The sequence below is a fragment of the Aquisphaera insulae genome, assembly GCF_011064615.1.
Taxonomy (GTDB): Bacteria; Planctomycetota; Planctomycetia; order Isosphaerales; family Isosphaeraceae; genus Aquisphaera; species Aquisphaera insulae.
Genome location: NZ_JAALJH010000240.1, coordinates 1 through 814, shown reverse-complemented (window position 1 = coordinate 814; position 814 = coordinate 1). Strand labels below are relative to the sequence as shown.

General features: G+C 69.3%; 1 pseudogene. It reads left to right on the top strand.

The features are described from left to right. Positions 1-814: pseudogene (locus G6O54_RS36960) on the top strand (RHS repeat protein); the annotation flags it as partial.

The following is an 814-nucleotide window of genomic DNA, read 5'->3' as shown; positions in this document are numbered from 1 at the left end:
ACGTCGATCACCGACCCCTTCGGCGAGGTGACGACGCTCAACTACACGTCGGGCGTGCTGTCGTCGGTCGTCGACCCGGCCGGGCGGACGACGTCGTTCACCGTGTCGTCCAGCAAGCTGACCGGCGTGACGCTGCCGGACAGCTCGGCCTGGAGCTACGGCTACGATTCGAGCTACCGTCTGACGAGCCTCACCGAGCCGTCGTCGACCGGCGAGCCGACCAAGACCACGGGCGTCGTCTACGACGCGGCCGGCCGCGTCGGGACGGTGAACCGGGCCGACGGCACCAGCGAGACCTTCGCCGCGGCCCAGGAGCAGGGCTGGACGAACAGCGGCACCTCCGGCAGCCCGGCCGCGGGCGTGCTGCTGGCCTACGCGACCGGCAGCCACACCGACGCCAACGGCAACACCACGACCGTTCGCCCCGACTGGCTGGGCCTGGGCGAGGTCACCCAGGCCACCGACCCGCTCGGGAACGTCGCGACGACCGACGTCGACGCCAACGGCCTGCCCGTCGCGTCGATCGACCGGCTGAACCGGATCTCTCAGTCGACCTACGACACCAAGGGGAATGTGACCAAGGTCACGTATCCCGACTTGACGACGACGACGTACGGCACGTACAACAGCTTCGCCGAGCCGGCCTCGGTGACGGATCAGCTCGGCCGGACGACGTCCTTCACGTACGACAGCAACGGCAACCGCACCAAGGTGCAGGACCCGCTCAACCTCGTGACGACGTACACCTACTCGTCCACGCAGCCCGGCCTGCTGACCTCGCAGACGGCCCCAGCGCCGTCGGGGACGTCGTCTT